This is a genomic window from Amnibacterium soli (assembly GCF_039544415.1).
Classification (GTDB): Bacteria; Actinomycetota; Actinomycetes; order Actinomycetales; family Microbacteriaceae; genus Amnibacterium; species Amnibacterium soli.
In genome coordinates, this window is the sequence record NZ_BAABLP010000004.1 from 350,383 (window position 1) to 374,759 (window position 24,377).

General features: G+C 72.1%; 25 protein-coding genes. 24 read left to right on the forward strand and 1 reads right to left on the reverse strand.

The window, feature by feature from the left end; genetic code table 11:
- Positions 1-7 precede the first annotated feature (7 nt).
- The 15 genes from ABEA53_RS11210 to csrA all read left to right on the forward strand — a co-directional run bounded on the left by ABEA53_RS11210 (position 8) and on the right by csrA (position 12,982).
- Positions 8-322 carry a flagellar FlbD family protein gene (locus tag ABEA53_RS11210; protein WP_345481254.1) on the forward strand — a complete coding sequence of 105 codons (315 nt, stop codon included), beginning with the start codon at positions 8-10 and terminating at the stop codon, positions 320-322.
- A complete protein-coding gene (locus tag ABEA53_RS11215) occupies positions 322-1,143 on the forward strand; it encodes a motility protein A (protein WP_345481255.1) in 822 nt (273 codons plus the stop codon). Before ABEA53_RS11210 ends, ABEA53_RS11215 begins: the two co-directional genes overlap by 1 nt.
- A gap of 1 nt (position 1,144) precedes the next feature.
- Positions 1,145-1,975, forward strand: coding sequence for a flagellar motor protein MotB (locus ABEA53_RS11220; protein ID WP_345481256.1), 831 nt, complete (start codon positions 1,145-1,147; stop codon positions 1,973-1,975).
- Positions 1,976-2,033: 58 nt separating this feature from the next.
- Entirely contained in the window at positions 2,034-2,927 is an 894-nt protein-coding gene (locus tag ABEA53_RS11225) for a FliM/FliN family flagellar motor switch protein (RefSeq protein ID WP_345481257.1), read from the forward strand.
- A complete protein-coding gene (locus ABEA53_RS11230) occupies positions 2,924-3,625 on the forward strand; it encodes a FliM/FliN family flagellar motor switch protein (protein WP_345481258.1) in 702 nt (233 codons plus the stop codon). Before ABEA53_RS11225 ends, ABEA53_RS11230 begins: the two co-directional genes overlap by 4 nt.
- Positions 3,626-3,639: 14 nt before the next feature.
- Positions 3,640-4,323, forward strand: a complete 684-nt coding sequence (locus ABEA53_RS11235) for a FliO/MopB family protein (RefSeq protein ID WP_345481259.1) — start codon at positions 3,640-3,642, stop codon at positions 4,321-4,323.
- Positions 4,320-5,159, forward strand: a complete 840-nt coding sequence (gene fliP / locus ABEA53_RS11240; RefSeq protein WP_425550622.1) for a flagellar type III secretion system pore protein FliP — start codon at positions 4,320-4,322, stop codon at positions 5,157-5,159. The genes ABEA53_RS11235 and fliP overlap by 4 nt, the downstream gene beginning before the upstream one ends.
- Before the next feature lie 10 nt (positions 5,160-5,169).
- Positions 5,170-5,445, forward strand: coding sequence for a flagellar biosynthesis protein FliQ (gene fliQ / locus ABEA53_RS11245; protein WP_345481260.1), 276 nt, complete (start codon positions 5,170-5,172; stop codon positions 5,443-5,445).
- Positions 5,442-6,212, forward strand: a complete 771-nt coding sequence (locus tag ABEA53_RS11250) for a flagellar biosynthetic protein FliR (RefSeq protein ID WP_345481261.1) — start codon at positions 5,442-5,444, stop codon at positions 6,210-6,212. Before fliQ ends, ABEA53_RS11250 begins: the two co-directional genes overlap by 4 nt.
- Before the next feature lie 22 nt (positions 6,213-6,234).
- On the forward strand, positions 6,235-7,314 hold the full coding sequence (locus tag ABEA53_RS11255) for an EscU/YscU/HrcU family type III secretion system export apparatus switch protein (protein WP_345481262.1): 1,080 nt from the start codon (positions 6,235-6,237) through the stop codon (positions 7,312-7,314).
- Positions 7,315-7,409: 95 nt separating this feature from the next.
- The gene (locus tag ABEA53_RS11260; RefSeq protein ID WP_345481263.1) at positions 7,410-8,165 is read left to right on the forward strand and encodes an SDR family NAD(P)-dependent oxidoreductase; all 756 of its coding nucleotides are present in this window, start codon (positions 7,410-7,412) and stop codon (positions 8,163-8,165) included.
- Between the two features lie 115 nt (positions 8,166-8,280).
- Positions 8,281-9,213 (forward strand): KPN_02809 family neutral zinc metallopeptidase, encoded by a 933-nt coding sequence (gene ypfJ, locus ABEA53_RS11265; protein WP_345481264.1) that lies wholly within the window; start codon positions 8,281-8,283, stop codon positions 9,211-9,213.
- 273 nt (positions 9,214-9,486) lie between these two features.
- The gene (locus tag ABEA53_RS11270) at positions 9,487-11,484 is read left to right on the forward strand and encodes a flagellar biosynthesis protein FlhA (protein ID WP_345481489.1); all 1,998 of its coding nucleotides are present in this window, start codon (positions 9,487-9,489) and stop codon (positions 11,482-11,484) included.
- Complete coding sequence (locus tag ABEA53_RS11275; RefSeq protein ID WP_345481266.1) at positions 11,459-12,622, forward strand: hypothetical protein; 1,164 nt, start codon at positions 11,459-11,461, stop codon at positions 12,620-12,622. The genes ABEA53_RS11270 and ABEA53_RS11275 overlap by 26 nt, the downstream gene beginning before the upstream one ends.
- Before the next feature lie 9 nt (positions 12,623-12,631).
- A complete protein-coding gene (gene csrA, locus ABEA53_RS11280; protein WP_345481267.1) occupies positions 12,632-12,982 on the forward strand; it encodes a carbon storage regulator CsrA in 351 nt (116 codons plus the stop codon).
- Between the two features lie 46 nt (positions 12,983-13,028).
- Here csrA and ABEA53_RS11285 read toward each other — a convergent pair whose 3' ends face one another.
- On the reverse strand, positions 13,029-14,330 hold the full coding sequence (locus tag ABEA53_RS11285; protein ID WP_345481269.1) for an alpha/beta fold hydrolase: 1,302 nt from the start codon (positions 14,328-14,330) through the stop codon (positions 13,029-13,031).
- 210 nt (positions 14,331-14,540) lie between these two features.
- On the opposite strand from ABEA53_RS11285, the gene ABEA53_RS11290 reads away from it, so the two are divergent.
- From ABEA53_RS11290 to ABEA53_RS11330, 9 genes are all read left to right on the forward strand, one after another.
- On the forward strand, positions 14,541-15,035 hold the full coding sequence (locus tag ABEA53_RS11290; protein ID WP_345481270.1) for a GspE/PulE/PilB domain-containing protein: 495 nt from the start codon (positions 14,541-14,543) through the stop codon (positions 15,033-15,035).
- Positions 14,921-16,060 (forward strand): GspE/PulE family protein, encoded by a 1,140-nt coding sequence (locus tag ABEA53_RS11295; RefSeq protein WP_345481272.1) that lies wholly within the window; start codon positions 14,921-14,923, stop codon positions 16,058-16,060. Before ABEA53_RS11290 ends, ABEA53_RS11295 begins: the two co-directional genes overlap by 115 nt.
- Entirely contained in the window at positions 16,047-17,204 is a 1,158-nt protein-coding gene (locus ABEA53_RS11300; RefSeq protein WP_345481273.1) for a type IV pilus twitching motility protein PilT, read from the forward strand. The genes ABEA53_RS11295 and ABEA53_RS11300 overlap by 14 nt, the downstream gene beginning before the upstream one ends.
- Entirely contained in the window at positions 17,201-18,436 is a 1,236-nt protein-coding gene (locus ABEA53_RS11305) for a type II secretion system F family protein (protein WP_345481274.1), read from the forward strand. Before ABEA53_RS11300 ends, ABEA53_RS11305 begins: the two co-directional genes overlap by 4 nt.
- A gap of 547 nt (positions 18,437-18,983) precedes the next feature.
- Positions 18,984-19,433 carry a prepilin-type N-terminal cleavage/methylation domain-containing protein gene (locus tag ABEA53_RS11310; RefSeq protein ID WP_345481275.1) on the forward strand — a complete coding sequence of 150 codons (450 nt, stop codon included), beginning with the start codon at positions 18,984-18,986 and terminating at the stop codon, positions 19,431-19,433.
- Positions 19,433-20,938 (forward strand): prepilin-type N-terminal cleavage/methylation domain-containing protein, encoded by a 1,506-nt coding sequence (locus ABEA53_RS11315; RefSeq protein WP_345481276.1) that lies wholly within the window; start codon positions 19,433-19,435, stop codon positions 20,936-20,938. Before ABEA53_RS11310 ends, ABEA53_RS11315 begins: the two co-directional genes overlap by 1 nt.
- The gene (locus ABEA53_RS11320; protein WP_345481277.1) at positions 20,935-21,639 is read left to right on the forward strand and encodes a PulJ/GspJ family protein; all 705 of its coding nucleotides are present in this window, start codon (positions 20,935-20,937) and stop codon (positions 21,637-21,639) included. Before ABEA53_RS11315 ends, ABEA53_RS11320 begins: the two co-directional genes overlap by 4 nt.
- Positions 21,639-23,477 carry a hypothetical protein gene (locus ABEA53_RS11325; RefSeq protein WP_345481278.1) on the forward strand — a complete coding sequence of 613 codons (1,839 nt, stop codon included), beginning with the start codon at positions 21,639-21,641 and terminating at the stop codon, positions 23,475-23,477. Before ABEA53_RS11320 ends, ABEA53_RS11325 begins: the two co-directional genes overlap by 1 nt.
- Positions 23,477-24,307, forward strand: a complete 831-nt coding sequence (locus ABEA53_RS11330) for a prepilin peptidase (protein WP_345481279.1) — start codon at positions 23,477-23,479, stop codon at positions 24,305-24,307. Before ABEA53_RS11325 ends, ABEA53_RS11330 begins: the two co-directional genes overlap by 1 nt.
- The last annotated feature ends 70 nt before the right edge of the window (positions 24,308-24,377 follow it).

Genomic DNA, 24,377 nt, shown 5'->3' on the forward strand with positions numbered 1-24,377 from the left:
CCGACCCATGACGGGGGAGACGATGATCCTGCTGACACGACTGAACGGCTCGACGTTCGCGGTCAACCCTGACCTGATCGAACGCATCCAGGAGCAGCCCGACACCACGGTCGTGCTCGTCGACGGCACGACCTTCATCGTGACCGAGGCGATCGACGAGGTGATCGACGAGATCGCGGAGTACCGCGCCCGGGTGATCGCGCTCGCGCACTCCATGCACTTCGACATGCCCGCGGCGGTCCCGGCCACCGCGAAGTCGCCGCGCCGCTTCGGCGTCGTCGACGGCGCGAAGGGCGCCGTGCGCCCGGTGGGAGGCCGCTGATGGATCCCGCGACCATCGCCGGCATCGTCATCGCCATCGGCGCGCTCGTCGTCATGGCGACGATGGAGGGCGCCCACATCACGTCGCTGCTGCTCGCAGCGCCGATGATCCTGGTCTTCGGCGGCACGATCGGCGCCGCCATGGCCTCCACGACGCTCGCCGACACCATCGGCTCGCTGAAGATGATCCCGAAGGCGTTCCTCTACAAGGCGCCCAAGATGGGCAAGGACGTCGTGCAGCTCGTCGAGCTCGCCGAGGTCGCCCGCAAGGAGGGCCTGCTCGCGCTCGAGGCGAAGGCCGGGGACATCAAGGACCCGTTCCTCAAGAAGGCGCTGCAGAACGTCGCGGACGGCATGGACGCGGACGAGCTGCGGATCCTCATGGAGGACGAGGCGGCCGCGATGGAGAAGACCGGCCGCTCGGCCGCGAAGTTCTTCGCGGCGATGGGCGGTTACGCCCCGACCATCGGCATCCTCGGCACGGTGGTGTCGCTGACCCACGTGCTCGAGAACCTGGACAAGCCGTCGACGCTGGGCGAGTCGATCGCCTCGGCGTTCGTCGCGACCCTCTGGGGCGTGCTCACGGCCAACGTCATCTGGCTGCCGATCGGCTCGCGCATCGGCAAGATGACGGACCTGCTGTCCGAGCGCCTCACGCTGCTCACCGAGGGCGTGCTGGCCGTGCAGTCCGGCGCCCAGCCGCGCACGCTGTCCGAGAAGCTCTACGCCATGCTGCCGGCCTCCGAGCAGCCGAAGGCCGCGGCGAAGGGCGCGCCCGCCAAGGGCGCGAAGGCGCCGAAGGCGGCAGAGGCGGCGGCGTAGCGTGTCCGGACGCCGCAGGAAGGGCCACGCGGAGGAGCACCACGTCGACGAACGGTGGCTGGTGTCCTACGCGGACATGATCACCGTGCTGATGGCGCTGTTCATCGTGCTCTACGCGCTCTCGACGGTGAACCAGAAGAAGTACGACGAGCTGAAGAACTCCCTCGCCTCCGGGTTCGGCACGACGAAGTCGACGAAGGTCGACCAGAGCCAGGGCATCGTGCGGAAGCAGGACGTCAAGAAGGACGGCCAGGGCTTCTCCAACAGCACGATCGCGCTGATGCAGAGCGCGAAGGAGATCACGGACGAGCTGAAGTCGGCCGGGCTCGCCGGCAAGGTGACGGTGAAGGCCGGCGCGAAGTCGATCACGCTGTCGCTCGTCGGCTCCAGCACCTACTTCGGCGGCAACGACGCGGACCTGCAGCCGCAGGCGCTCGACGTCCTCAAGCGGCTGTCGCCCACGCTGCACAAGCACGCGGGCGTGGTGACGATCGAGGGCCACGCCGACCCGCACGGCTCGGCGGGCGTCTGGAAGACCGACTGGCTCCTCGCCTCCGCGCGGGCGAACAGCGTGCTGCAGTACCTGCTCGAGGACAAGGCGGTCGACCCCGCCGACATCTCGTTCGTCTCGTACGGTTCGCAGAACTCGAAGGCCGGCAGCGGCGAGGCCGCGATCGAGCACAACCGGCGCGTGGACATCGTGCTGCACTCCGTGCAGCCCGAGGCGGCGCCGGCCGCGGAGCCCGCGTCGAAGACCGCGGAGGCCGCGCCCGCGCAGCACGAGGAGCAGCCCGCGGAGAAGACCGAGGCGGAGGCGGGCGGGCACCACTAGCACGCCCGCTCGGAGTGGCGCACCCCCGTTCGGGTGCCGGTCATGGAAGATCCGTTCCGTGACGGAACGGACGCCGAGCCGCGCCCGCGTGCACGCGCCGGGCGCCGCACTCGAGGTGCAGCCCTACGACTTCGAGTCGCCGGAGCTGATCAGCGGCGACGTGCGCGACCGGCTCGACGCCGCGCTCGAGGCGTGGGGCCGCCAGCTCGGCATGCAGATCACCGCCACGACGCGCGCGGTCGTCGACGTCGCCACCGCGCCCTCGCGCATCCAGTCCTTCGGCGCGTACATCGCCTCCGCCGACGGGCCCACCGTCTGGGCGACCGCGTCCGCCGACGGCGGCCGGGTGCTCTACCGGATCCCGGCGGACGAGGCCCGGTACTGGGCCGCCCGCATGCTGGGCGCCCCGGGGGAGTCCGACGGGGGCGGCGCCCTGACGGCCGTCGAGCGCGCGCTCGCCCGCTCCGCCGCAGTCGAGCACCTCACCGAGCTGCCCGCCGCCACCGACGCCCTGCTGCCCGAGCCGACGCTCGAAGCCTTCGGTACGGAGCCCCCGGGCTCCGTCGACCGCGACGCCCAGGCGGTCGTGGTCGTCGTCGGCACCCTGCGCAAGGGCGTCCGCCGGCAGCTCGCGCTCGCGCTCGACGTGGACCTGGTGCTCGACCGCCTCGGTCAGGTCGCGCCCGCGCAGGACGCCGCCGAGGTCACCACCCGCGTGAGCGGCCACCTGGCGCTCGCGCCGGTCGAGGTCGCGCTGCGCTTCGCGCCGACCCGGGTCGGCCCCGACACCGTGCTGTCGCTCGCGGAGGGCGACCTCATCCCCCTCGCCCACTACGCCGACCGGCCCCTGCTCGTCACCCTCGACGGGGAGCCGGTGCTCCACGCGGCGGTGGGCGGGAACGGCGAGCGCCTCGCGTGCGTCGTCGTCGACTCGAACGGAGGCTCCGCATGAGCACGTCCACCATGCGCCCCACCACCGGTGCGGACGAGGCGGCGGTGGCCGAGGCCCTCGTCGCCGCGCTGCCCGGCCCGCCCCTGATGATCCAGTTCCACGGGTCCGACCCCGTGCCCATGCAGGCGCTGGAGGCGGGCGTCTCCGCGACCTACGTCGGGCCGCGGTCCGCCGACATCTCGCTGATCCTGCTCGACCGCACCGAGCTCATCGCGGCCGGCGGCGGCGACGCCCGCGTGCGCCTCGGCGACGTGCTGCGCCCCGCGCTCGAGCTCGCGTCCGACGTGATCGGCGGCGGCCAGCTCGGCGAGGTCAGCGACGGCGTGCCGGCGAGCCTGTTCCAGTCCGCCGACGCGGTCGTCTTCGACCTGATCGGCGAGGAGGGGGTCGCCGGCTGGTTCGCCGTGGCGCTCCGCACCCCGGCTCCGCCCCGCGCCTTCCGCGACGTCTCGTCGCGCCTCGGCCGCATCAGCACCGTGCAGATGACCCTCGCGGTCGAGATCGGCCGCGCGACCGTCTCCGTGCAGGAGCTGCTCGACGCGCAGCCCGGCACCGTCATCGAGCTCGACCGCGCGGTCGGCAGCGAGGCGGACGTGTTCCTGAACGGCCGCATGATCGCGCACGGCGAGATCGTGGTCGTCGACCGCCGGTTCGCCGTGCGGGTCACCGAGGTCCTCGACCCGGCCGACGAGATCTGAGCCGGACCCGAGCAGTGGACACCGTCTTCCTCGCGCTGCGAGTCGTCGTCGCCCTCGGGGCGGTCTTCGGCGCGCTCCTCTTCGCGCACCGGTGGATCACGAAGGGCCGGCCCGGCTCGCAGCCCCGGAACCGCCAGATCGCGGTCGTCGCCCGGCAGGGCCTCGGCGCGAAGGCCGGCATCGCGGTGGTCGACGCCGGCGGTCGCCGCTACCTGCTCGGCGTCACCGAGCACGCGGTGACGGTGCTCGACACGCTCGGCGCCGCGGAGACGTCGACCGAGGAGCCGTCGCTCGTCACCTCCCAGCCGATCTCCGTCGCGCGCTTCGAGCAGGAGCTGCGCACGGTCACGATCGCGACGGCCGACGTGCCCGTCATCGTGCAGGGCGCCGCCGACCCCGGGGACCCGCGCGGCCCCATCACGCAGACCGTCCGGATCCTGCCCGGGCGCCCCGGCGTCGGCCCCGTCACCGAGGCGATCCGCCTCGACGGCGCGGTGTCCTACACGCGCCCCGCCGCGCCTCCGGCCGCCCCGGTCTACACGAGCCGGCGCGCGATGCGGGAGGCGGAGCAGCAGGCCGCGGTGCACCAGCAGGCCGCGATGCAGCAGCGCCCCGGCGCGCAGGGGCCGCTCGCCGGCTCCGTGCTGTCGCCCGCGACGTGGCGCCAGACGTTCGACGCGCTGAAGAAGCTGCGGTGAGCCCCGCCACCCTGCCGGCCCGCGCCCCCGGCGCGGTCCGGTTCGTCCAGCGACACCGGTCGCGCCTCGTGCTGCTCGGGTTCGCCGCGCTCGCGCTCGTCTGGCTCGTCGTCGGCGTGCCCGCCATGGCGCACGCCGACCCGATGGTCCCCGCCCCGACGGTGCCGACGCCGAGCCCCTCCGGCGCGGTGACGATCAGCGTCGGCACGCCGAACACCTCGATCACCGTCCTCATCGCGATCACGCTGCTGTCGGTCGCGCCGGCGCTGATGCTGATGATGACGTCGTTCACGAAGATCTTCGTGGTGCTCGCGATGACGCGGAACGCGCTCGGGCTCAACACGATCCCGCCGAACCAGGTGCTCGCCGGCCTCGCGCTGTTCCTGTCGCTGTTCATCATGTGGCCGGTGCTCGACCAGGTGAACACGCACGCGCTCACCCCGTTCCTCGACGGGAAGATCCAGTTCGACGCGGCGCTGGGCCGAGCCGCCGGGCCCCTGCAGCACTTCATGCTGCAGCACACCCGCGAGAGCGACATCGCGCTGATGACCCGGGCGGCGAACCAGCCGAACCCGGCGTCCGCCGCCGACACGCCCTTCTTCACCGTCGTGCCCGCGTTCATGCTCTCCGAGCTGCGCAGCGCGTTCATCATCGGGCTCGTCATCTTCGTGCCGTTCCTCGTCATCGACCTCGTCGTCTCCTCCGGGCTGATGGCGATGGGCATGATGATGCTGCCGCCGACGATGATCGCGCTGCCGTTCAAGATCCTGCTCTTCGTGCTGGTGGACGGCTGGAGCCTGATCATCACCGCGCTCGTGCAGAGCTACAACACGTGAGGCGCGGCGAATGAACCAGAACCAGGTCGTCGACCTCGCCCTCCGGGCCCTCATGCTCGCCGCGGAGCTCGCCGCGCCGCTGCTGATCACCGCGCTCGTCGTCGGCTTCGCGATCAGCGTGTTCCAGTCGATCACGCAGATCCAGGAGGCGACGCTCTCGTTCGTGCCGAAGGCGATCGCCGTCGCCATCGCACTGGTCGTGTGCGGACACTGGATGATCTCCGAGGCCGTCACCTTCACCGAGCAGCTGTTCGCCATGATCCCGAGCTACCTCGACGCGTCGTGACCGAGCTCGGCTCGTTCGGGATCGACGAGGCGTTCGTCGAGGCCGCGATGCTCGCCGCGGTGCGCATCACGGCGTTCCTCGTGCTGGCGCCGCCCTTCTCGTTCTCCGGCGTCCCGCTGCGCATCAAGGGGATGCTCGCGGTCGCGCTGTCGCTGCTCGTCGCACCGCGTGCGGCCGCCGGCCTCGGCGGGTCGATGGAGACCGGCGCCTTCGTCGTCGCCCTCATCAGCCAGCTCGTGATCGGCGCGCTCCTCGGGTTCCTCGTCTACCTGGTCTTCTCCGCGGTGCAGTCCGCGGGCAGCCTCATCGACCTGTTCGCCGGGTTCCAGATGAGCCAGGCGTTCGACCCCCTGATGAACGTGAACGGCGCGCAGATGACGCGCCTCATGCAGATGGTGGCGCTCGGGCTGCTCTTCGTCTCGGGCGGTGCGGAGCTGGTGCTCGGCGGTCTCTTCCGGACCTTCAACGCGCTGCCGGTCACCGGGTTCCTCGCTCAGGACGCGGGGGAGCGGCTGCTGCCGGGCCTCGGCCAGATGTTCGTGGCGGCGGTGCAGATCGCCGGGCCGATCGTGGTCGTGCTGTTCCTCGCCGACGTCGGCCTCGGCGTGCTGACCCGCGTCGCTCCCGCGCTGAACGCGTTCTCGCTCGGCTTCGTGCTGAAGATCCTGATCACCCTGCTCGCGGGCGGCGCGATCTTCATCGCCCTGCCGCGCATCGTCGGCGCCCTGCTCGAGGACGCGCTGCGGCTGATGGGTTCGGTCTCGTGAGCGGCGGGGGAGGGACGCCCTAGTGCCGGATCAGCCGGCGGGCGAGCGCACCGAGAAGGCCACCCCGAAGCGGATGCAGGAGGCCCGGCGCGAGGGCCGCATCCAGCACTCCCGCGACATGGCCAGCTGGCTGTCGATGGGCGGCGCCGCGCTGACCCTGCCGATGGTCGCGGGCGCGGGCGCGACCGCCGCCCGCGACCTGCTCCTCGGCATCCGCGACGTGATCGCGAGGCCGACCGCCGAGGGCGCCCAGGCCTACTTCCTCGGCGCGTTCGGGGTGCTGCCCGGCATCCTCGCGCCGATCCTCGCCGCGGCCGTCGTCGGCGCGATCGTCGGCTCCCTCGCCTCCGGCGGCATCAGCACGAAGCGGTTCAAGCCGCGCTTCGACCAGTTCGACCTGGTGAGGGGCAGCGCGCGCCTCGTCGGCAAGCAGGCGCTGTGGGAGGGGGCGAAGGCGCTGCTGAAGACCGGCGTCGTCGGCATCGCCCTGTGGATCGCGATCCAGGGCGCCCTGCCGCTGCTCGGCGCCTCCGGCGGCATGCCCGTCTCGTCGATCGTCGCGTCCGCCTCCGGCGTCATCGTCGCGATCCTGCAGTCCGCGATCGTCGCCGGCGTCGTGCTCGGCGCGCTCGACGTGCTCGTCGTCGGCCGCCGCAACCGGCAGCACACGATGATGACGAAGCAGGAGATCAAGGACGAGTCGAAGTCCACCGAGGGCGACCCGCACGTCCGGTCGCAGCGGCGCAGCCGTGCCATCCAGATCTCCCGCAACCGGATGATGGCCGCGATCGCCGGTGCCGACGTCGTGATGCTGAACCCGACCCACGTCGCCGTCGCGCTGCAGTACGAGCCCGGCAAGTCGGCGCCGCGCGTCGTCGCGAAGGGCGCGGGGGAGGTCGCCGCGCGCATCCGCGAGCGCGCCGCCGAGCACCGCGTGCCGATGGTGCAGGACGTCCCGCTCGCCCGAGCCCTGTACTCCGCGTGCGAGGTGGGGCAGGAGATCCCGGAGGAGCTCTACGGCGCGGTCGCCCGGGTCCTCGCGTTCGTGATGTCGCTGAAGCGCCGCGGGGCCGCGCTCGGCGTGCACCGCCTCGCCTCCTGATCCCCGCTCCCAGCGGTCCCCTCCCCGCGCCGCCGTATCGTTGATGCGTCAACGAAAGCCGCGCGGCGCGGGAGCGCCGGGAAGAAGGGACCACCATGCCCACCTACGACGTGTCCGACCGCTCAGCCATCGTCACCGGAGGCGGTTCCGGCATCGGCCGGGCCGTGGCCCGGGTCCTCGCCGCCAGCGGCGCATCGGTGCTCGTGGCCGACGTCGTCGAGGCCTCCGCGACGGCGGTCGCGGACGAGATCACCGCGGCGGGAGGGGCCGCCGCGCCGTTCGTCGGCGACGTGACCGACCCGGCCGCCATCGAGCGGATGATCGCCGCCGCCGAGGCGCTGGCCCCGCTGCGCATCGCGGTGAACAACGCGGGCATCGGCGGCGAGTCGAAGCCGATCGGCGAGTACAGCGACGAGGGCTGGCGCAAGGTGATCGAGGTCAACCTCAACGGCGTCTTCCTCGGGCTGCGCGCGCAGATCAACGCGATGCTGACCCACGGCGGCGGCTCCATCGTCAACATGGCGTCGGTGCTCGGCTCGGTCGGCATCCAGAACGCCTCCGCCTACGTGACCACGAAGCACGCGCTGCTGGGGCTCACGCAGAACGCCGCGCTCGAGTACGGCCGGCAGGGCATCCGCGTCACGGCCGTCGGCCCCGGCTTCATCAGCACGCCGCTGCTCGACGCGAACCTCTCCGACGAGGCGAAGGCCGCGCTCGCCGCGAAGCACGCGATGCACCGCATGGGCACCCCCGACGAGGTCGCGCACCTCGTCGCGTTCCTCGCGAGCGACGCCGCCTCGTTCATCACGGGCAGCTACCACCTCGTCGACGGCGGCTACGCGGCGCAGTAGCCCGACCGGACCGGCCGTGCTCCGCCGGAGCCGGCCGGTCATCCGCCCGGGCCGCGTCCGGCGTCCGCACCCCTCCGCCGGGCGATCCCTCAGGCGGTGATGGGAGAACAGACAGGTGCGATACAGGGAGGACGCGAACCTCGACACGTCCGGCGTGCAGGACCGGCGGGGCGGCGGCGGTCGGGCGGTCGCGCTCGGCGGCGGCGGCCTCGGGGTGGTCGGGGTCGTCGTCGTGCTGCTGATCCAGCTGCTCGGCGGCGGGGGCACCGGAGGCGGCGGCACCGGCACCGGGGCCGGCACGGACCCGTTCGGTCCGGTGCTCGACGGGCTCGGGTCGGGCGACTCGGCGACGAGCGAGCAGCTCTCGGACGAGTGCCGCACCGGGCAGGACGCCAACGACCGCACCGAGTGCGCGGTCGTCGCGGACATCGAGTCGATCCAGGACTACTGGTCCGGGAAGCTCGGCAAGCGGTACACCCCGTCGGACACCGTGTTCTTCTCGGGCAGCACCGACACCGGGTGCGGCTCCGCGACGAGCGGCGTCGGGCCCTTCTACTGCCCGGCCGACGAGCTCGTGTACATCGACCTCTCCTTCTACGACGAGCTGCACACGAAGTTCGGGGCGGAGGGCGGCCTCTTCGTCGACGCCTACGTGCTCGCCCACGAGTACGGGCACCACGTGCAGGACCTGCTCGGCACGAACGCGCGGGTGCAGCAGGGCGAGACCGGCCCGACGAGCGGGAGCGTGCGGCTCGAGCTGCAGGCGGACTGCTACGCCGGCACCTGGGCGAACCACGCGACGACCGTGCCCGACGACTCCGGCGCACCGCTGATCGAGGAGATCACCTCCGACGACATCGACCGCGCGCTCGACACCGCGGGCCGCATCGGCGACGACTTCATCCAGAAGAACCTCGGGGGCGGGTCCGTCGACGAGCAGTCGTTCACGCACGGCACCTCGGCGCAGCGTCGCCAGTGGTTCACGACCGGGTACCGCACGGGCGACCCGGCGCGCTGCGACACGTTCAGCACCTCCGATCTGGGCTGAGGCAGCCTCCCCCTTCCGCGTGCCCCCCGTGCGGGGGGATCGGGCGTGGCGCGCCCCCGATCGGGGCGCGTCCGCCCGGATGATGGGCGCACGCGGTGCCGTCGACTCGACGGGCCGGACCGCGGCAGCCCGGCGGAGCCGGAGACCTTCGGAGCGACCGCGGCGGAGCCGCACGGGTCGCACCGCCGACGAACACGGAGATCCGTGCGAGGACTCGCCCTCGGCAGGACCGCGTCCGCCATCGCCGTGCCCCTCGGCCTGGTGGGCGTCATCATGCTGCTCGTCGTGCCGATCCCGGCGTGGCTGCTCGACCTGCTGATCACCGTGAACATCCTGTTCGCGCTCGTGATCCTGCTCACGACGATGTTCGCGCGGCGCCCGCTCGACTTCTCGGTCTTCCCGTCGCTGCTGCTCATCGCGACGCTGTTCCGGCTCGGCCTCAACGTCGCCTCGACCCGCCTCGTGCTCGGCGAGGGCCAGGCCGGCGCGGTCATCCACGCCTTCGGCTCCGTCGCGGTCGGCGGCTCGATGGTCATCGGCGCCGTCGTGTTCGTGATCCTCGTGGTCATCCAGTTCGTGGTGGTCACGAAGGGCGCCGAGCGCGTCGCGGAGGTGGGCGCGCGATTCACCCTCGACGCGATGCCCGGCAAGCAGATGGCGATCGACGCCGACCTGAACTCCGGCCTCATCACCGAGGACGAGGCGCGCCGCCGCCGCAAGGAGGTCAGCGCCGAGGCCGACTTCTACGGCGCGATGGACGGCGCCTCGAAGTTCGTCAAGGGCGACGCGATCGCGGGCATCGTGATCGTGCTCGTGAACATCCTCGGCGGCATCATCATGGGCGTCGTCATCCACGGTCAGCAGATCGGGGACCCGGTCAACACCTACACGCTGCTGACCATCGGCGACGGCCTGACCGCCCAGATCCCCGCCCTGCTGATGGCGGTCTCCACCGGCATGATCGTCACCCGGTCGAACTCGGACAGCGAGCTCGGCCAGGACGCGGGCGCCCAGCTGACCCAGTCGCGGCTCGCGCTGATGATCGCGGGCGTCGCCGCCTGCCTCCTCGCGCTGATCCCCGGCATGCCGAAGATCCCGTTCTTCCTCGTCGGCGGCACCCTGATCTTCGTCGCCTTCCGCATCAAGCGGGCGGAGGACGCGAAGGCCAAGGACGCCGCGCTCGCCGAGGTCGCCTCGCAGCAGGCGCCCGCCTCCGACACCCCGGAGGAGCTCATGGAGCAGATGCGGGTGCACGCGCTCGAGGTGCAGCTGTCGCCGGACCTGGTGGACCTCGTGTCGGGCGTCAGCGACGACCTGCTCGCCCGCGTGAAGGCCCTGCGCCGCCGCATCGCGATGGAGTTCGGCGTCGTCGTGCCGCCGGTGCGCACCCGCGACAGCGTCGACCTGCCGCCCTCCACCTACGTGATCCGCGTCGCGGGCGTCGAGATGGGGCGCGGCATCGCGCCCGTCGGCAAGGTGCTCGCGCTCGGCGACCACCTCGACGCCCTGCCGGGCACCCCGACGATCGAGCCGGTCTTCCAGCTCGCGGGCAAGTGGATCCCGGCCGAGCTGCGGCACGCGGCCGAGACGACCGGCGCCACCGTGATCGACCGCGGCTCCGTGCTCGTCACGCACCTCTCCAGCGTCATCACCGACAACGCCGGCCGCCTGCTGTCCCGCGAGGACGTGCGCGTGCTGACGGAGGGGGTCAAGCGCATCAGCCCGGCCCTCGTGGAGGAGCTGGTCCCGGGCCTGCTGACCCTCGCCGAGGTGCACCGGGTGCTGCAGGGCCTCCTCGCGGAGAAGGTGCCGATCAACGACCTGCCCCGCATCTACGAGGCGCTGTCGCTGCGGGCCAAGGTCTCCACGGACCCGGAGGGGCTCATCGAGGCGGCGCGGACCGCTCTCGGCCCGGTGCTCGTGTCGGCGCACCTCGACGACCGCACGCTGCGGGTCGTGATGATCGACCCGCACCTCGAGCAGTCGATGCTCGAGAACCTGCGCCCCTCCGAGCTCGGGACCCAGATCCTCATGACCCCCGAGCGGATCGGCCAGGTCGTCGAGTCGCTGCGGAACGCCGTGCAGACCGCGGAGGTCCGCGGCTGGTCGCCCGTGCTCGTGTGCGCCCCCGCGCTGCGGCCCGCCGTCCGGCGGCTCGTCGCGCCGCAGACGAACGGCCTGCCCGTGCTGTCCTACCAGGAGGTGACGTCGGCCGACGTCATCATCGAGACCGTTGGAGTGGTTCGTGCCCTCGATCAGATTCCGGCTTGAGACCCTGACGGGTCTCGCGGCCCGCGTCGCCGCCGAGTACGGCCCGGACGCCCGCATCGTCGACACCGAGGAGTCGATCGTCGGCGGCATCGCCGGCATCTTCGGCAGGCGCGTCGTCGACGTCACCGTCGAGGTGCCCGACCGGGCCGCCCCCGAGGGCGCGCACGAGTTCTCGATGCGCTCCCGGGTGGGGCTCGCCGCGCTGCTCGACGACGCGGACGCCGCCGACCTGGCGCCCGCGAGCGCGAACGGCGCCGACCCCTGGGCCGTCCCCGCTCCCGCCGCGCAGGTGTCCACGCAGGGCGGCGACTTCGCCTCCGTGCTCGACGCGCTGCGGATCGACGTCGAGCCGGGGGAGGCCGCCGGCGGCACCCCCGCCCGCCCGCTGCGCCCGCGAGAGCCGGCGGCGACGCCGACGACCTTCACCGCGCTGAAGCCGCAGCGCCCGCCGATGCGCGCGATCACCGCGTCCGTGCCCGTCCGGGCGCTCGAGGCGACGCCGGTGCGGCCCGCACCGCGTCGGGCCGCGGCCCCCGCGCCCGCGGTCGCGCCTCCGGCACCGCCCGCCGCGCCCGCGGAGCCGACCGCCGCCGAGGTGGCCGCGGTGCAGCAGTACGTGTGGGCGACCGCGCAGCCGCGCTCGCGGATGGGCCGCACGACGCCGGGCGCCCCGCCGCCGCAGCGCAACCGCGCGGGCGACCTGCTGCTGCTCGTCGGTCTCGGCGACGACCCCGTGCACGTGGCGAAGGCCCTGCGGGCCCGCATGCAGAAGGGCTACGTCTGCGACGGCGGCGCGATCGAGGGCAACACGCGCCGCCGGGTCGACGACCGGCGCGGCGCGGTCGCCGCCCGGGCGTACGGCGTGCGCAGCGACCAGCCGGTCATCGTCGCCTACGGCGTCGGCCGCGGACCGCTCGCGGAGCGCGAGCTCGAGCAGCTGCTGTCCATCGACAGCGACCAGTCGTGGCTCGTCGTCGACGCCGGCCGTGAGCCCGAGGAGACCCTCGAGTGGACCGGGCGCCTGCGCGGTCGGCTGCAGGTCGACGCGGTCGCCAGCCTGCGGGCGCCGCGCGCGGGACGGCACGAGGCGCTCGCCGCGATCGGTCTCCCCGAGGCCTGGCGCGAGCTGGCGGGTTAGGCTTCCCAGATGCTGGTGCTCACGCGGAAGAAGGGTGAGCGCGTCATGATCGGGGACGACATCGTCGTCACCGTCATCGACGTCCGCGGCGACGGCGTGCGCATCGGGTTCGACGCCCCGCGCGGCGTCAGCATCCAGCGGGCCGAGGTCGTGAACGCCGTCAAGGACGCCAACACCGGCGCCGCCGCCTCCGCCGCGCAGACCCCCGACCTGCTCGTCGGCCTGCTGAGCCGCGCCCGCAAGCCCGAGCCCGCGGAGCCGGCGAACGCCGCCGAGCAGCCCGCGGCGCAGGAGTCCCCTGCCGCTCCTCCGGCGCCTTCTGGCGCGACCCCGCGCCCGAAGCCCCGCCCCCGCGCCTGATCCTCCGTTCCGCAGGACGATCCGTCCTCCGGAACGGAAGGAGCGTTCAGGCGGGCAGCGGGCCGCCCTGCTCGTCGATCAGCTCGAGCAGGCGGCGCACGACCTTGTCGCCGCTGTCGCGGATGCCGTCGTGCTCCCACTCGTTCGTCACCCACGCCTGCACGTTGCCCACGGCGCGGGCGGTCTCGAGCTGCAGGCCCGCGTCCACGTACAGGTCGTCGAAGTACACGGCCGCGGCCACGGGCACCTCGTTCGCCGCGAGCCGCTCCCGGTCGACCAGCGGCGACCAGTCCGTCCTCGCCGCGAGCGCGTCGGCCGCCGGCGCGAAGGGGCGCAGCAGCCGGATCTCGTCGAGCATCCAGCGGAACATCATCTCGCCCGTGAAGCGCAGGGGCCGGGCGTCCGTCGCGAACTCCGGGTGGCGGGCGTGCTCGGCGTCGGCCGCCCATCCGGTCGCGCCGGACTCCGGGTCGCCGTAGATCGACTCCTGCAGCACCGCCCACAAGGGGTTGTCGGCGAACCCCGTCTCGGCCTGCACCTGCGCCAGGAACGTGTCGGACAGGCCGTCGCCGGACCCGGCGAACGCCTCGTCGAGCAGCCAGTGCACCTCCTCGAAGCCGTGCCCCATGCCGAACCCGCTGCCGAGGAACTGCAGGCGCCGCACGCTCATGGCATCGCCGTCGGGCAGCCGCACGTCCTCCGCCTCCAGCAGGTCCGCGATGCGGGCGACCGTCGCGACGTCCTGCGGGTAGCGGCGCTCGAACTCGCGGTTCTTCGCCAGCGCGCGCGGGTAGGTGCGGCGGTACACCTCGGCGGCGGAGGGGTGGAGGGAGGCGAGGCCGCCGGTCACCAGGCAGGCGGTCAGCGCCTCGGGCGCCATCGACAGGTAGGTGAGCGTCAGCCACCCGCCGTAGCTCTGCCCGAGCGTCGCCCAGCGGCGGCCGCCGAACGCCGTGGCGCGGAGGTGCTCCGCGTCGCGCACGATGGAGTCGGCGCGGAAGCGCGCGAGGAACGCGGCTCCCGCTGCCCCGGAATCGAATCGGGCCATGCGCGCGCCGTCGATGCGGCTGCTGCGGCCGGTGCCCCGCTGATCGAGCAGCACGAGGCGGTACCGCTCGAGCAGCGGGGCGAACCACCCGCCGCCGTCGACCGGACGCGGCCCCTTGCCGCCCGGCCCGCCCTGCAGGAACAGCACGAGCGGCAGGTCCTCGTGCCGCCGGTGGGCCGCGACCACCTCGCGGGCGAACACGGTGATGCCCTCGCCGTCGGGGGAGGCCCAGTCGAGCGGGACGGCGACCTCGTGCTCGCGCACGTGCAGCCCGGGGATCGTGTACTCGGCGGTGATCACCAGCTCATCCTCCGACGAGGAGCCGACCGCAAGCCTCGCGCCCCCGGAACCAGGGGTGATCGCACCCCGGAATCGGGGGGGGGGGGGGGGGGGGGGGGTGGCCCCCGCATTGGGGCGCCTCCCTTCAGGAGCTCCGGGCGGGGGAGGCCCTTTCCTAACCTGAAGCACCGACAGCCGCGGGGCTGCGGGTCTTCAGGAGGAGGAGCGTCGATGTCCGTCATCACGCCCAGCGGCGCGAACGTGTTCGGTGCGCCCTTCGTGGAGATCCTGGAGTACCCCGTCGACCGCGAAGCCGCGGTCAGCATCTCCGCGAACCTGTGCCGGCGGCACCACCTGCTGCCGATCGGCCGCGAGGGCGGCACGCTCATCGTCGCGATGGCCGACCCCAACGACATCCTCGCCCTGGACGACGTCTCCGCCGCGACGCGCCTGCGCATCCGCCCGGTGCTCGTCGACCCGAAGGACCTGTCGACGGTCATCGACCGCTACCACCGCGCCGACGACGAGCTCAGCGACCTGCAGCACGAGCTGTCGGAGCAGGGGCCGTCGGGGAGGCCGCCGCCGTCGTCGAGGACGACGACGCGCCCATCGTGCGCTTCGTCAACCTGCTCATCTCGCAGGCCATCCAGGACCGCGCCTCCGACATCCACATCGAGCCCGGCGAGCACGAGCTGCGGGTCCGCTACCGCATCGACGGCGTGCTGAACGAGGTGCAGGCCGCGCCGACGTCGGTGCAGGCCGGCGTGATCTCCCGCCTCAAGGTGATGGCGGAGCTCGACATCGCCGAGCGCCGCCGCCCGCAGGACGGCCGCATCTCGGTCCTCCACCAGGGCCGCAAGATCGACCTCCGGGTGGCGACGCTGCCGACCGTGTACGGCGAGAAGATCGTCATGCGGATCCTGGACTCGTCGGGGTCCGCCAAGACGATGGCCGACCTGAACATGATCGGCCGCAACTTCGAGGCCTTCAAGAGCGCCTACACGCGGCCCAACGGCATGCTCCTCGTCACCGGCCCCACCGGGTCCGGCAAGTCGACGACGCTCTACACCGCCATCCAGGAGGTGTCGAAGCCGAGCGTCAACGTCATCACCGTCGAGGACCCGGTGGAGTACCGCATGGCCGGCATCAACCAGGTGCAGATCAACGCCAAGGCCGGCCTCACCTTCGCCTCCGCGCTCCGCAGCATCCTCCGCAGCGACCCGGACGTCGTGCTGATCGGTGAGATCCGCGACCACGAGACCGCCCAGATCGCGGTCGAGGCCGCCCTCACCGGCCACCTCGTCATGTCGACCCTGCACACGAACGACGCCCCGTCTGCGGTCACCCGACTCGTCGAGATGGGCATCGAGCCGTACCTCGTCGCCTCGGCGCTCGTCGGCGTGGTCGCCCAGCGCCTCGCCCGGCGCCTCTGCGACAAGTGCAAGCGTCCGACGACCTACGACGAGGACTACCTCGCCCGCATCGGCCTGCTCATCGAGGAGGACGAGGAGGTGTTCGTGCCCGTCGGCTGCTCGCAGTGCGCCAACACCGGGTACCGGGGCCGCATCGCGATCCACGAGGTGATGAGCGTCACCGAGGAGGTCGAGCGGCTCACGGTCGCGCACGCGTCGGCGAGCGAGATCGGCCGCGCCGCGGTCGGCCAGGGCATGGTCTCCCTCCGTCAGGACGGCTGGAACAAGGTGGCCGCAGGGCTCACATCGATCGAGGAGGTCCTCCGTGTCGTTGCTTGACGACGTCCGCCAGACCACGACGGGCCTCGCCCGCCTGGACACCGCGCTCAGCGCGGTGATCGGCATGAAGGGCTCCGACCTGCACGTCGCCGCCGGCGCGATGCCGATGGTGCGGGTCTCGGGCGCGCTGCGCCCCGTCCGCAACGTCGGCGTCTGGACCGCGGAGGACGTGCGCGACATCCTGACCGCGGCGATGTCGCCGCAGCAGCTCGAGCGGTTCCAGTCCGAGCTCGAGCTCGACTTCGCCTACGCCCTCGGCGACCAGGCGCGCTTCCGCGTCAACGTGTACCGGCAGCGGGAGGCGTGGGGCGCGGCGTTCCGACTCATCCCGACCGAGATCAAGTCGTTCGACGACCTCGGCCTGCCGGAGGCGCTCAGCTCCTTCGCGGACCTGCCGCGCGGCCTCGTGCTCGTCACGGGCCCGACCGGCTCCGGCAAGTCGACGACCCTCGCCGCGCTGATCGACCGGGCGAACGAGTCCCGCGCCGACCACATCATGACGATCGAGGACCCGATCGAGTTCGTGCACACGAGCAAGAAGGCGCTGGTCAACCAGCGCGAGGTCGGCACCGACACGCACAGCTTCGGCGCCGCGCTCAAGCACGTCCTCCGCCAGGACCCCGACATCATCCTGCTCGGCGAGCTCCGCGACCTCGAGTCGATCCACGTCGCCCTCACGGCGGCGGAGACCGGCCACCTCGTCTTCGCGACGCTGCACACCTCCGACGCCGCGCAGTCCATCGACCGCATCGTCGACGTGTTCCCCGCGGACCAGCAGCAGCAGGTCCGCATGCAGCTCTCGATGGTCCTGCAGGGCGTCGTCTGCCAGACGCTCGTGCCGCGCGCGGACGGCCAGGGTCGCGCCGTCGCGGTCGAGATCCTGCGGGTCACGCCGGCGATCGGCAACCTGATCCGCACCGGGAAGACCAGCCAGCTCACGACGGCGATGCAGACGGGCGTCGCGCTCGGCATGCAGACGATGGACCAGCACCTGGTCACGCTGATCCACTCCGGCGTCATCTCCCTCGAGGCCGCCGAGGCGAAGGCGCAGGACGTCAACACGCTCCGCCAGATGGCCGGGTCCGTGAAGCCCCGTGCTGCAGCCACCACCGACACCTTCTCGACCATGGGCGGATTCCGATGAGCGCGACCGCCCAGAAGTCCTTCACCTACCGGGCCCGCTCCCGCGACGGCAAGGTCGTCAAGGGCTCGCTCGACGTGGCGAGCGAGTCCCTCGCGATCGCGCGGCTCTCGTCCATGGGTCTGATGCCGACGACCCTGGCCGAGAAGAAGGCCGGTTCCGGCCTCAACATGGACATCTCGTTCGGCGGCGGGCGCGTGACCCTGAAGGCGCTCGCGATCGCGACGCGTCAGCTCGCCACCATCTCCCAAGCGGGCGTCCCGCTGCTGCGGGCACTCACGGTGACCGCTGACCAGACGGAGAACCCGCTGCTGAAGCGCCTGCTGACCGAGGTCGCGCGCGAGGTCGAGCAGGGCAAGTCCTTCTCGGCGTCCCTCGGCGAGCGGAAGCAGTTCCCGCCCCTCATGGTCAGCATGGTCCGCGCCGGTGAGGCCGGCGGATTCCTCGACACCTCGCTCGCCTCCATCGCCGACTCGTACGAGAAGGAGGCGAAGCTCCGCTCGACGATCAAGTCGGCGATGACGTACCCGATGGCGGTCCTCGGCATCGCCGTCATCGCGGTGATCGCGATGCTCCTGTTCATCGTCCCGATCTTCAAGAACATGTTCGCCAGCCTCGGCAGCCAGCTGCCGCTGCCGACGCAGGTGCTCGTGGTGGTCAGCAACCAGATGGGCTGGCTGCTGCCGCTCGTCGTGGTCGTCGTGCTCGCCGTCAGCTTCTGGTGGCGGGCGAACAAGGACAAGGACGCCGTCCGGCGCATCGCCCATCCGCTGATCCTGAAGATCCCGGTCTTCGGACCGCTGTTCGGCAAGGTCGCCATCGCCCGCTTCGCGCGCAACCTGGCGAACATGACGGCCGCAGGCGTGCCGCTGCTGCGGGCGCTCTCCATCGTGGGCCAGAGCTCGGGCAACTGGGTGCTCGAGCAGGTCGCGGCCCGGCTCGCCGAATCGGTGCGCACCGGCGCATCGCTGGCGGCGCCACTGGCCGAGGAGAAGATCTTCCCGGCCATGGTCGTGCAGATGATCTCGGTGGGGGAGGAGTCGGGGTCGATCGACACCATGCTCGCCCGCGTCGCCGACTTCTACGAGGCCGAGATCGACGCGACCGCCGACGCCCTGACGTCGCTGATCGAGCCGATGCTGATCACCGTCCTGGGCGTCGTCATCGGCGGCATGGTCGTCGCGCTCTACATGCCGATCTTCAGCCTGTCGTCCGCGCTGGAGCACGCGAAGTAGCTGCTCGCGGCATGGGCCTGGGGAACCCTGTCCCAGGAGCCGCATCCGATCCGCGGTCGAACCCGACCGCACCCGCGTCCGTGGCGATCCGTCACGGACGCGGTGTCGTTCCCGCCCGCCCGAGCCCGTGTGCGTGCGCCGAGGTGTGGAGCGATCCCGGCCACCTCGATGCGCGGTGCCTTGCGGCGTCCTGCGCGCGTCCTGCGCGCGTCCTGCGCGCCTCGCGCGCCTGGCGGCCGGTGATGCCGCCGGCCCTTCCGCGAGCCGCGAGCCGCGAGCCGCGAGGCCGCTGCCGTCGTGCCGGCCGTCCCGAACGGGGGGTGTTTCCCTCCCGTTCGCCGCGAGTCGCAGGTCGCATCCTCGGTCACGGAGCAGGTGTGCTACGAGATCGTCCCGCCCACTGGGGACAGGAATTCGAGAGAACACCCCCGCAAGGGGTCTGCTTCTGCTATTCGTGCGACTTTATCTTTTCTCTATCGCCGCATTCACCATTCGATTTCCGGGCGATATCCACCACTCCACATCCTGAACGGAAAACGAACCCGTCATGTCCATCACCACCGCCCTCAAGGCCCGCCGTGAGCAGCTCCGCGACCGCGAGGCCGGCTTCACGCTGATCGAGCTCCTCGTCGTCGTGATCATCATCGGCATCCTCGCCGCCATCGCCATCCCGGTGTACATCGGTGTGCAGAACAACGCGAAGAACTCCTCCGCGCAGTCGGACCTCACCAACGCGAAGACCGCGTACGTCGCGTACTACACCGCCACGGGCAACGGCTTCAGCGCCGCGACGTCGAGCAGCGCGCTCAGCACCGCGCTGTCCAACTACGGCTACACGGCCGGCACCTACACCGCGACCGGCGCGGCCGCTCCGGCGCTGCTCAGCGGCTCCGCCTCCGGCACCGCGCTCACCTTCTGCATGAAGGCCACGAGCGACGCCGGCACCGCGTACTACATCACGCAGAGCACGGGCGCCAGCACCACCGCCTGCTCCTGATGCTCCACGGGCGCCCGGTCCGTCTCCTCCCGGAGGCGGACCGGGCGCCCGCCCGCCTCCCCGCCACCGCCGCACGAAGGTCGATCATGAACCGCCTCCGCGAAGCCCTCCGGTCCCCTCGGACCGACGAGGGCTTCAGCCTCGTCGAGGTCATCGTGGCGATGGTCATCTTCGGCATCGTGAGCACGGGCATCCTCACCAGCGCGAACATCGTCATCCGGATGACCGCGGACAACCGCTCGCGGCAGGTGGCGGTCAACCTCGCGGAGCAGCAGCTCGACACCGACCGGGGCATCCTCGACCCGTTCGACGTGCACAACATCCCCGCCACCTCGACCGACCTGCCGCTCACGCAGCGGGTGTCCGGCCGGACCTACACGATCACCCAGGCCACCTCGCTCGTCAGCGTCGACGGCAGCGACATCACCTGCGGCAGCTCCAGCACCGTCTCCTACCGGCGCATCACGGTCAAGGTCGACTGGACCGGGCGCCTTCCCACGACCGCCCCGGTGCAGAGCGACACGATCCTCGCGCCGAACGGCCGCATCAACGACGCGTCGACCGGCTCGATCGCCGTGCTGGTGTCCGGAGCCTCGGGGACGGGGGAGCAGGGCGTGGGCGTCACCGTCAGCCCGGTCTCCGGCGGCGCGACCGCCCTCCTCTCGCAGCCGGCCGCCACCGACGTCGACGGGTGCACCTACGCGTTCGGCGTCACCCCGGGCACCTACCGGGTCGCGATCTCCAAGCCGGCGTCGAAGGACCAGCTGCAGAACTCGACGCCCACCACCGGGCAGCAGAACGAGCCCGCGGACCTCGTCGTCAGCGCGGGCGGCACCTCGCCGCTGACCTTCACGTACGACCAGACGGCGACCTACCCGCTGACCTACGCGCCCGGCTCCGGCGCGGTCCTCCCGGACAAGATGGCGACCACGTTCCTCAGCGCCGGCGCCCCGTGGAGCTCCGACGAGACCGCAGCGCCGCAGAACTCGATCGCGCTCTTCCCCTACCCGTCGGGCTACGGCGTGATCGCGGGGCAGCAGGCCGATCCGAACACGCGGTCGCTCTGCGCCGCCGAGGACCCCTCGGCGTGGGGTTCCGCCCCTGGTGTGCGAGCCGGCGTGCGGGCCAGCGCGCCCGGTCAGACGCCCGGCGGCACCTCGCCGGCCGTCGCGGTGCCCATGGGCGTCTTCACGGTGACCGCCCCGGTGCTGTCGCTCGGCAACACGTACGTCACCGCGGTCGGCCAGAGCTCGACGGACAACGGGCAACCGGGGTGCCAGAACACCGAGACCTTCACCTTCTCGACGTACCTCGCCCCCGGGCAGACCCGGACCTTCGCCCTGCCCTACGGCACCTACAGGCTCTACGCCGGCGGCCTCCTCGGTCTCACCACCTCCGGGATCGGGAGCCCCGCCGTGAAGATCGCGAACAGCCTCTACAACGGCCCGCTCTCCTCGATCACGTCCGGCGGTCTGCTCACGCTCGACCCGAGGCCCGCCTCGTGATCGTCCGGGCCCTCCGCTCCCGCCTGCACGGGCATCCCGAGGACCGCGAGGCCGGCGTCGCGCTCGTCGAGCTGATCGTCGCCATGTTCGTGACGCTCATCATGCTCACGCTCATCGCGCGCCTGTTCGCGCAGGTCATGAACGCCTCCACGGACAACCAGTCGACGCGCGAGGGGATCGGCGTCGCCGGCACCGTGATGGACGAGATGACCCGGGTGATCCGGCAGGGCGCCCGCGTCAGCACGTCCCAGACGACGTCGGAGGGCGCGGTCCTCGCCGGGTCGACGGCCACCTCGCTCACGATCGACTCGTTCGTGGACGCGGCGGTCGCACCGAGCCAGGCCGCCATCTCGCCGACCCGGGTCGTCTTCTCCGTCGACTCCCGCGGGAACCTGCTCGAGCAGCGGTACGCGGGCACGGTCGCGGGCGGCTACGTCTCCTTCAGCAGCACGGCCACGACCCGGACCGTGAACGGTCCGCTGACGACCGACCCGTCCAACCCGATGTTCGCCTACGCGGACGGGACCGGCACGGCGGTCCTGCCGGGCGCGGGCGGGCTCACCGCGATGCAGGCGAACAGCGTGGCGTCCGTCACGGTCACGGTCACGGTCGCCAACACGCTCTCGACGGGAGACGACCCGGTGCAGCTCACCAACGAGGTCACCATGCCGAACATCGCGATCCTGAACGGGGGCTTCTGATGATGCGGCGGATCCTGCGGAAGCGCGCCGGCGAGGAGCAGGAGGCGGGCGTCGCCCTGATCGTCGTCGTCTCGCTGACCGCCGTCATGCTGATCGCGATCGGCACCGCCCTGACCGGCGCCACCTCGGGGCTGCGGCAGGCCGTCTCCGCGCAGGGCTCGACCCGGGCGCTCGACGCGGCCTACGCGGGCGTGCAGGACTACATCGCCAAGCTCAACGCGGATTCGACCTACCCGCAGTACGGCAACCCGCAGGCCGCCTTCTCGAGCACGAGCGCCGTGACGCTGCCGCGCACGGCGAACCCCGCCTTCAGCCTCGACACGGGCGCCTCGAGCACGTGGGCACCCGTGCCGATCCCGGGCGGCGGCGCCGGTTCGTTCCGGTACGAGGTGGACAACTCGCTGTACGGCTCGACCGGACTGCTGAGGATCCGCGCGACGGGCCGTTACGCGAGCTACGTCAGGACCGTCGTCGCGTCCGTCCAGCAGCAGGGCTTCATCAACTACCTGTACTTCACCGACTACGAGACGCAGGACCCGGCGATCACCGGGACGCGCTCGAACTGCGCGAGCTACCTGTGGTCCACCGCGTCGCGCAGCACCTCGGCGTGCTCGACCATCCAGTTCGGCGCCCGCGACGTGCTGGCCGGGCCGATCCGGTCGAACGACACCATCGCGGTGTGCGGCGCCACCTTCAACGGGTCGGTGACCACCTCCAACCCGAACGCGCCGATCGTCGCCACGCCCTCCGGGTGCGCGGCGGGCACCTACAACTCCGGCACCCCCAACTACGCCCCGGTGCTGGCCATGCCGGCGACGAACACGGCCATGAAGGCGCAGACCTACGCCGACATCGCCACGAACCCCGGCTGCCTGTACACCGGCCCGACGCAGATCACGATGAACAACGACGGGACGATGACCGTGGTCTCGCCGTGGTCCCGGGCCACCTCGGTGCTCTCGAACGGCACGGCGGCGAACAACGCCACCCCGTCGCAGTGCGGCGGCGCCGGTGCCCTGCACTCCACGAAGGGCGCGACGTTCCAGGTCCCCGCCAACAACCTGATCTACGTGCAGAGCGTGCCGACGAATCCGGCCGACCCCAACTACACGGCCACGACCGCGGTCCCCGACCGGGCGACGGGGTCCTGGTCGGGGAGCGCCGCCTACACCTGCACGGGCTCCAGCGGGACGTCGATCACCGGCTCCTCGGGCAGCGCCGGGTGGAACCTCACGGACTCGGACGGCACGGTCCGCTACCCGCTCGCCGGCGAGAGCCCCGCGACCAACTGGCGCAACGCGTCCAACTCCGCGCTCTGGGACACGACCACCCCGGCCTACGGCTGCCGCTCCGGCGACGCCTACGTCAAGGGCGTCGTGAAGGGCAAGGTCACCATCGCGAGCGACAACTACGTCTACGCGACCGGCGACATCACCTACCTGCGCCCCGGCAACGACGTCCTCGGCCTGGTCGGCAACAACGGCGTGCTGGTCTGGAACCCGCTGAACGGCAGCACGCCGCTGCTGTCCGGGACGGGCCGGGAGATCGACGCCGCGATCCTCTCGCCCGTGCACACCTTCCAGGTGCAGAACTACAACGCCGGCCCTCCGCGCGGCACCCTGACGATGCTCGGGTCGATCGCGCAGCGGTTCCGTGGGCCCGTCGCCACGACGAGCGGGACCACCGTCGCCACTGGATACGCCAAGAACTACCTCTACGACGCGCGCTTCTCGACGGTCACCCCGCCCTACTACCTGAAGCCGACCTCCGCCGCGTTCAAGGTCGGTTCGTACGCGTCGACGACGGCGGCGTTCACCGCGACCGGGGTCGCGAGCTGATGCCGGTCCTCGCCGCCTTCGCGCTCGCCATGGGCCTCGCGATCGGTTCGTTCCTCAACGTGGTGATCCACCGCGTGCCCGCCGGGCTGTCCGTCGTGTCGCCGCCCTCGGCCTGCCCGGGATGCGGGCACGCGATCAGCGCGAGGGACAACGTGCCGATCCTGTCCTGGCTGCTGCTCAGAGCGAGCTGCCGCCACTGCAGCGCTCCGATCGCCGCCCGCTACCCCGTCGTGGAGGGCCTCACCGGCGTCCTCTTCGTCGTCGTGTCGGTGCGGTTCGCGCCGCCCTTCGTCGCGCAGCTCGGCACGTCGTCGACGCTCGCCGCGGCGGCCGCACTGGAGTGGATCGCCCTCCTGGTCCTGATGGCGGCCTCCGTGGCGCTCGCGGCGATCGACCTCGACGTGCACCGCCTTCCGGACAGGATCGTGCTGCCCACCGGCGTCGTGGGCGCCGTGCTGCTCGGCACCGCGGACCTGCTCCGCGGCGACGGCGTCGCCGCCGCGACCGCAGCCGCCGGGGCCGGGGCCGCCGCGCTCCTCTTCGCCGTGCTCTGGTTCGTCCGACCCGGCGGCATGGGGCTCGGCGACGTGAAGCTCGCCGCGGTCCTGGGGCTCTTCCTCGGTCAGCTCGGCGTCGGACCGCTCGTCGTGGGCGTCGCGGCGGGCTTCCTGCTCGGCGCCGCGTTCGGCGTCGCGCTCCTCCTCCTGCGGCGGGCCACGCGCCGCTCCGGAATCCCCTTCGGGCCGTGGATGCTCCTCGGGGCGTGGATCGGCGTGCTCGCCGGCGACCCGCTGGCGCACGCCTACCTCGTCCTCTGCGGGCTGGCGTGACCCGTTCGGGCGTTCCCCCAACTGGGAACTCGCCGAGATCCTGCGGCGCCCCGACACTGAACCCGACCAC